General features: G+C 72.6%; 7 protein-coding genes and 1 pseudogene. 3 read left to right on the top strand and 5 right to left on the bottom strand.

Annotated features, from left to right (window positions below; all coding sequences use genetic code 11):
* The 4 genes from ABT116_RS38355 to ABT116_RS38340 all read right to left on the bottom strand — a co-directional run.
* Window positions 1-1155: excinuclease ABC subunit UvrA (locus tag ABT116_RS38355; RefSeq protein ID WP_502984010.1), on the bottom strand; the 1155-nt coding region annotated here is incomplete at its 3' end.
* 96 nt (window positions 1156-1251) lie between these two features.
* Window positions 1252-1668 carry a VOC family protein gene (locus tag ABT116_RS38350; RefSeq protein WP_351644098.1) on the bottom strand — a complete coding sequence of 139 codons (417 nt, stop codon included), beginning with the start codon at window positions 1666-1668 and terminating at the stop codon, window positions 1252-1254.
* Window positions 1669-1678: 10 nt separating this feature from the next.
* The gene (locus ABT116_RS38345) at window positions 1679-2122 is read right to left on the bottom strand and encodes a helix-turn-helix transcriptional regulator (RefSeq protein WP_104785109.1); all 444 of its coding nucleotides are present in this window, start codon (window positions 2120-2122) and stop codon (window positions 1679-1681) included.
* 164 nt (window positions 2123-2286) lie between these two features.
* Window positions 2287-3240 (bottom strand): ROK family protein, encoded by a 954-nt coding sequence (locus tag ABT116_RS38340; RefSeq protein ID WP_351644095.1) that lies wholly within the window; start codon window positions 3238-3240, stop codon window positions 2287-2289.
* 147 nt (window positions 3241-3387) lie between these two features.
* Between ABT116_RS38340 and ABT116_RS38335 the strand changes: the two genes are divergently transcribed.
* Both ABT116_RS38335 and ABT116_RS38330 read left to right on the top strand, forming a co-directional pair.
* On the top strand, window positions 3388-4500 hold the full coding sequence (locus ABT116_RS38335) for a LacI family DNA-binding transcriptional regulator (RefSeq protein ID WP_502984009.1): 1113 nt from the start codon (window positions 3388-3390) through the stop codon (window positions 4498-4500).
* A gap of 7 nt (window positions 4501-4507) precedes the next feature.
* Complete coding sequence (locus tag ABT116_RS38330; RefSeq protein WP_351644089.1) at window positions 4508-5323, top strand: hypothetical protein; 816 nt, start codon at window positions 4508-4510, stop codon at window positions 5321-5323.
* On the opposite strand, the gene ABT116_RS38325 is transcribed toward ABT116_RS38330, so the two are convergent.
* Complete coding sequence (locus ABT116_RS38325; RefSeq protein ID WP_351644101.1) at window positions 5269-6165, bottom strand: hypothetical protein; 897 nt, start codon at window positions 6163-6165, stop codon at window positions 5269-5271. The two genes, ABT116_RS38330 and ABT116_RS38325, sit on opposite strands and share 55 nt — an antisense overlap.
* A 35-nt stretch (window positions 6166-6200) precedes the next feature.
* Between ABT116_RS38325 and ABT116_RS38320 the strand changes: the two are divergent.
* Window positions 6201-6290, top strand: a pseudogene (locus tag ABT116_RS38320) (dehydratase); the annotation flags it as partial.
* Window positions 6291-6351: the final 61 nt, after the last annotated feature.

Below are 6351 nucleotides of genomic sequence, written 5' to 3'. Positions count from 1 at the left end.
GGTGCGCTGCGCCTCCCCGCCGGAGAGCGTGCCCGAGGCCCGGTCGAGCGAGAGGTAGCCGAGGCCGATCTCCACGAACGAGTCCAGGGTGTGCTGGAGCTTGGCCAGCAGCGGCGCCACCGACGGCTCCTGAAGTCCCCGGACCCACTCCGCCAGGTCGCGGATCTCCATCGCGCAGGCGTCGGCGATGTTGATTTCGCCGATCTTCGAGGAGCGGGCCAGCTCGCTGAGCCGGGTGCCGTCGCACTCGGGGCACCGGGTGAAGGTGACCGCCCGGTCCACGAAGGCCCGGATGTGCGGCTGCATCGACTCGCGGTCCTTGGAGAGGAAGCTCTTCTGGATCTTCGGGATCAGCCCCTCGTAGGTGAGGTTGACGCCGTTGATCTTCACCTTGGTGGGCTCGCGGTACAGGAAGTCGTGCCGCTCCTTCTTGGTGTACTTCCGGATCGGCTTGTCCTTGTCGAAGAAGCCCGACTCGGCGATGATCCGCACCACCCAGCCGCCCCCGGTGTAGGTGGGGATCGTGAACGGGTCCTCGGAGAGCGACTTGGAGTCGTCGTAGAGCTGGGTGAGGTCGATGTCGGAGACGGTGCCCCGGCCCTCGCAGTGCGTGCACATGCCGCCGGTGCGGCTGAAGGACACCTTCTCGGTCCTGGTCTTGTCGGCCCCCCGGTCCACCGTGAACCCACCGCTCGCGGAGACCGAGGCGGTGTTGAAGGAGAACGCGCCGGGCGGGCCGATGTGGGGCGTGCCGAGCCGGCTGAAGAGGATCCGCAGCATGGCGTTGGCGTCGGTGGCGGTGCCGACGGTGGAGCGGGGGTCGGAGCCCATGCGCTGCTGGTCGACGGCGATCGCGGTCGTCAGCCCGTCCAGCACGTCGACCTCGGGCCGGGCCAGATTCGGCATGAAGCCCTGCAGGAAGGCGCTGTAGGTCTCGTTGATCAGCCGCTGGGACTCCGCGGCGATCGTGTCGAACACCAGGGAGCTCTTGCCCGATCCGGAGACGCCGGTGAACACCGTGAGGCGGCGCTTGGGGATCTCGATGCTGACGTCCCTGAGGTTGTTCTCACGCGCGCCGTGCACGCGGATCACGTCATGACTGTCGGCAACGTGCGGCCCGGGCGACTGTCTGTCCGTCGTCGTGGCCTTGCTCATGGTGTCTCCATCTGTCGGGCGGCGCTGCCGCGCTCGGGCGATCTCGTTCTCCCGCGCCGCTCCCGGGGAGCGGCGCGGGGAGTGCGGTGGGGGCTGCTACGGCGCCTTCAGCTGCTGGATGCGGACCATGTTGCCCGCGGGGTCGCGGAAGGCGCAGTCACGAACGCCGTAGGGCTGGTCCACCGGCTCCTGGACCACCTCGGCGTCGCCCGCCTGCACCCGCTCGAAGGTGGCGTCGACGTCGGTGGTGGCCAGGACGATGCTGGCGTAGGTGCCCTTGGCCATCATCTCGGTGATGGTGCGGCGCTCGTCCTCGGTGACGCCGGGGTCGGCGGCCGGCGGGTGCAGCACGATGTTCGTGCCGGGCTGGCCGACGGGGCCGACCGTGATCCAGCGCATTCCCTGGTACCCGACGTCGTTTCTGACTTCGAAGCCGAGGGTGTCGCGGTAGAACGCCAGGGCGGCGTCCGGGTCGTCGTGCGGAAGGAAACTGGCGTGAATGCGAAGGTCCATGGCCCTCACGCTAGTTTCGGCCCGGGGCGGGCGCTTCTCGATTCCTGATCGGTCTGGTCACCTGCTTCGCCACGCACGACGGGATCCCCGCCGTCGCGCGCGCCGCCTCGCGCCGGTAGGCACTGGGCGGCATGCCCACCAGCTCGGTGAAACGGGTGCTGAAGGTGCCCAGCGATGCGCAGCCGACCTCGAAACACACCTCGGTGACGCTGAGGTCGCCCCGGCGCAGCAGCGCCATCGCGCGCTCGATGCGCCGCGTCATGAGATAGCTGTACGGCGACTCGCCGTACGCCTGCCGGAACTCGCGGCTGAGGTGCCCGGCCGACATGTGCACGCCCCGCGCGAGCGCCTCGACGTCCAGGGGCTTCGCGTACTCCCGGTCGATGCGGTCCTTGACGCGCCGCAGTCGGGCGAGGTCGCGCAGATGCTGCGCCGAGGCGGGTCTGCTGCTCACAAGCGCGATCGTGCCACATCGCACGCACGTGCGGTTGATTTCCGGCTATACGGACCGGACCGGTCCGTATCACCCCGGGGTGGTGGCCGTCAGGCCGGTGTCCGCACCGCTCCGCGTCACGCCACCGAAGGCTGAACGTTCCTGCTCGATCGGCCGCCCAGGTCTCACACCCCGGCCGCCGCCGCGTCGGGCCGCTTCGCCAGTGCTGCCGCCGCCGCGCCCACCAGCCCCGCGTCGGTGCCCATCTGCGCCGGCGCCACGGTCAGGTGCCGGACGAAGGACAGCGTCGCGTAGGAACTCAGGGCCTTGCGCAGGGGGTCGAACAGGACGTCGCCCGCCTTGCCGACTCCCCCGCCGATCACGGCGATGTCGATCTCCACGAGGGTGGCGGTGGCGGCGATCCCGGCGGCCAGGGCCTGGGCGGCCCGTTCGAAGGAGGCCACGGCGACCGGATCGCCGGAGCGGGCGGCGGCGGCCACCGCGGCGGCGGAGGTGTCCCCGTCCGGGCCGGGCCGCCAGCCGTTCTCCACGGCGCGCCGGGCGATGTTGGGGCCGCTCGCGATGCGCTCCACACAGCCGTGCGAGCCGCAGGGGCACGGATCGCCGTCGAGGTCGACGCTGATGTGGCCGATGTGCCCGGCGTTGCCGGTGGGCCCCGGATGCAGCCGGCCACCGAGCACCAGGCCGCCGCCGACGCCCGTGGAGACGACCATGCACAGCGCGTTGTCGTGGCCCCGGGCGGCGCCCTGCCAGTGTTCTGCCGCGGTGATCGCCACGCCGTCGCCGATCAGCTCGACGGGCAGGTCGCCGGCGGCGGCCCGGACGCGGGCGACGAGCGGGTAGTCGCGCCAGCCGGGCACGTTCACCGGGCTCACCGTGCCGGCGGAGGCGTCCACGGGCCCCGCGCTGCCGATCCCCACGGCCGAGGCACGCTCCCACAGCGGTGACAGGGTGAGCTCGCCGAGCACCTCCGCCACGGCCCGCATCACGGTGTCGCCGTCCTCCCGGGCGGGCGTCGGCCGCTGGGCGCGGACCAGGATCCGGCCGCCGCCGTCCACCAGAGCGCCGGCGATCTTGGTGCCGCCGATGTCGAGCGCGGCCACGAGGTCGGTGTGCATCAGAGTCGGATCTCCCCGTCGGGCATGAGCAAAACGTCGATAAAGGCCATCAAGCAGGGCAAGCAGCAGGCCCGTCCCGCGGCGGTGCGCGGGCCGGAGAGTGCGGTGGACAGTCTCCCCCGAGCCTGACAACGTTGTCCAGGCTCTATGCTCGACGCCACATCCTCATACAAACCGAGGATCGACGCACCCCCCGTGGACGACAGGACAGGACACCGCACCGTGCCCCAGAGCCCCCTCCGATCCGCAGCGCGCTACGGCACCCGGCCGACCATGAAGGACGTAGCGGCACGCGCCGGAGTCGGCCTCAAGACGGTCTCCCGTGTCGTGAACGGGGAGCCGGGGGTCACTCCGGAGACGGAGCAACGGGTCCAGGAGGCGATCGACGCCCTCGGCTTCCGCCGCAACGACAGCGCGCGGGTGCTGCGCAAGGGCCGCACGGCGAGCATCGGCCTGGTCCTGGAAGACCTCGCGGACCCGTTCTACGGGCCGCTGAGCCGGTCGGTCGAGGAGGTGGCCCGCGCGCACGGTGCCCTGCTGATCAACGGCTCGAGCGCGGAGGACCCCGAGCGGGAACAGGAGCTGGTGCTGGCCCTGTGCGCGCGGCGGGTGGACGGGCTGGTGGTGATTCCCGCCGGGGACGACCACCGGTATCTGGAGCCGGAGCTCAAGGCGGGGGTCGCCACGGTGTTCGTGGACCGGCCGGCCGGGCACATCGACGCCGACGTGGTCCTGTCGGACAACTACGGCGGCGCCCGCGGCGGCGTCGCCCACCTCATCGCGCACGGCCACCGCCGGATCGGCTTCATCGGCGACATGCCCCGGATCCACACCGCCGCCGAGCGGTTGCGCGGCTACCGGGCCGCCATGGAGGACGCGGGCATACCGGTGGCGGACTCCTGGATGTCCCTCGGCGTCACCGGCCCCGAGCGGGTGCGCAGGGCGGCCGAGGACATGCTGACCGGCCCGGACCCGGTCACGGCGATCTTCGCGGGCAACAACCGGGTGACGGTGACCGTGATCCGGGTGCTCGCCGAGCAGGCCCGCCGTGTCGCCCTGGTCGGTTTCGACGACATCGAACTCGCCGACCTGCTCCAGCCGGGCGTCACGGTCGTGGCCCAGGACGCGGCGGACATCGGCCGCACCGCGGCGGAACGTCTCTTCCGGCAGCTGGACGGCACCCCGGTCACCCCCGAGCGCATCGAGCTGCCGACCCGGCTGATCACCCGCGGCTCGGGCGAGATCCCCCCGGCGGACTGAGCGGCCGATGGACGACGCCACCGATCGCACGCTGCGGGCACTCGGCCTGGCCGAGGCGCCGCGCGAGCACCCCCTGCTGTACCCGGGAGCGTGGCCCGCCGATTCCGGGCTGCTCGACGGGGACCGTTTCCTGCCGCTGGAGCAGCTGGTGTACGAGGACCGCACTCCGGTCATCGCCATCGGCTCGAACGGCTGCCCGGGGCAGCTGCGGCACAAGATGACGGAGTTCGGGATCGGGGCGCCGCTGCCCATGGTGAAGGCGCGGGTGACGGGCATCGACGCCGGCGTCTCCGCGCATGTGAGCCGCATGGGGTACGTCTCCGCCTCGCCGGTCGGCGCCCCGGGGACCGTGCGGGAGTTGTTCGTCCTGTGGCTCGACGCCGAGCAGCTCGCGGTGATCGACACGAGCGAGGGCGTGCCGGTGCCGGGCGGCAACTTCGACCGGGCCTGGCTGCCGTCGCCCGACGTCCGGATCGACCTCGCGGACGGAACCCGGCTGCCGGGGGCGTACGCCTACGTCAACCGGCACGGTGTCCTCCACGACGGCACGGGCCCGCCGCGCACCCACCCGGGTGAGCGGGAGCTGCTGACCGAGCTCCTCGTCGGGCTGCCGCGTCTGCGGGAGCTGTTCGGTGTCGTGCCCGAGGAGTTCTGCGCGCGCGCCCGGGGAGACCGGCGACTGTGCGAGCGGGGCACGCGGCTGTTCGTCGAGGAGAAGCTGGTGACGGCCTCCGGTCTCGAGCGTTACGTGGCCGCCTCGGCGCGGGGTCAGCAGACCGGGAGCCCGGGGACCGGCCCGTCGTTGTCGCCGCCCTTGATGTAGACGTCGCTGACCCAGACGTCCGTGTTGCCGCTGTCGTCGTCGGTCTTCGCCCACCAGACGTTGGTCCACTCCCCGGACGTCTCGCGGCGGCCCAGGTTCTGCTGGCAGTAGAAGTAGTTGGTGCCCGCTTTGAGGATGCCGGCCTTGGCACCGGCGGCGGTGTAGGAGTCGGCGGTCTTCCAGACCTGGCAGTTGTACTTGCCGCCGCCGATGGCGTGACAGGCCGGAGCCGGGGTGGTCGAGCCGCCGCCGGTCGTGGCGCCTCCCCCGGGGCCGCCGCCGGGGGTGGAGCCGCCTCCGGCGGTGGCGCCACCGGTCGGCTTCTCGGGGGCCGGTGTGGTCGCCCGGCCGGTGGGCTCGGGGTCCTTCTGGTCAGCGGTCTTCTCGGAGGGTGCCCTGTCCTCTGCGTCGCCCTGTTCCGTGGACCTCGGGGCGTTCGAGCCGTCGTCCGGTCCATTGGGCTCGGAGGGCCCGCCGCCGACGGCGCCGGTCCGCGTGCCGGTCTCCTTGCCGCCGGAGTCGTCGCCGAGCAGGGCGATCGTGGTACCGGCGGCGGCCAGCACGACGGTGACGGCCGCGGCGGCCAGCAGGACCCGCCCCTTACGGCGGGGCGCGGCGCGGCCGGGGTTCATCGACCCGGTGGGTGCGGTGCTGCCGGGGGCGAGACGGCCGACATCCTGGGGGCTGGTGCCGGGGCCCGACGGCGTGGGGTGGCCAGGACCCGGGGCCTGCGCGTCGGTGCCTGCGTGCGCGGGGCGTCCGGACACCGACGGCCCCGGGGTGTCGCCGCCCTCGCGAGGTCCGGCCGCGCCCTGCTGCGGGGGCCCGAACCCCGGCGGCACCGACGGGACACTGCGCTCCGTCTCCGACCGCGAAGATCTCCTACGCCGACGTCGAGGTCGGCACCGAACTGCCCCCGCAGACCTTCCCCGTGACCCGAGAGACCCTCGTCCGGTACGCGGGCGCCCTGCCGCCGGGAGAGGGCCAGCCTGCGTCGCTCCACGTCGATCTCGGTGACGAGGACCGTG

The sequence above is a fragment of the Streptomyces sp. NPDC002130 genome (assembly GCF_040296465.1).
Lineage (GTDB): Bacteria > Actinomycetota > Actinomycetes > Streptomycetales > Streptomycetaceae > Streptomyces.
Note: the sequence above shows the minus strand (reverse complement) of the source record. Positions and strands in the feature narration are given on the sequence as shown.

Coding starts and splice junctions, on each gene's coding strand:
- ABT116_RS38350 (WP_351644098.1), bottom strand. CDS start 1,668: ATGGACCTTCGCATTCACGCCAGTTTCCTTCCGCACGACGACCCGGAC.
- ABT116_RS38340 (WP_351644095.1), bottom strand. CDS start 3,240: ATGCACACCGACCTCGTGGCCGCGCTCGACATCGGCGGCACCAAGATC.
- ABT116_RS38335 (WP_502984009.1), top strand. CDS start 3,388: ATGCTCGACGCCACATCCTCATACAAACCGAGGATCGACGCACCCCCC.
- ABT116_RS38330 (WP_351644089.1), top strand. CDS start 4,508: ATGGACGACGCCACCGATCGCACGCTGCGGGCACTCGGCCTGGCCGAG.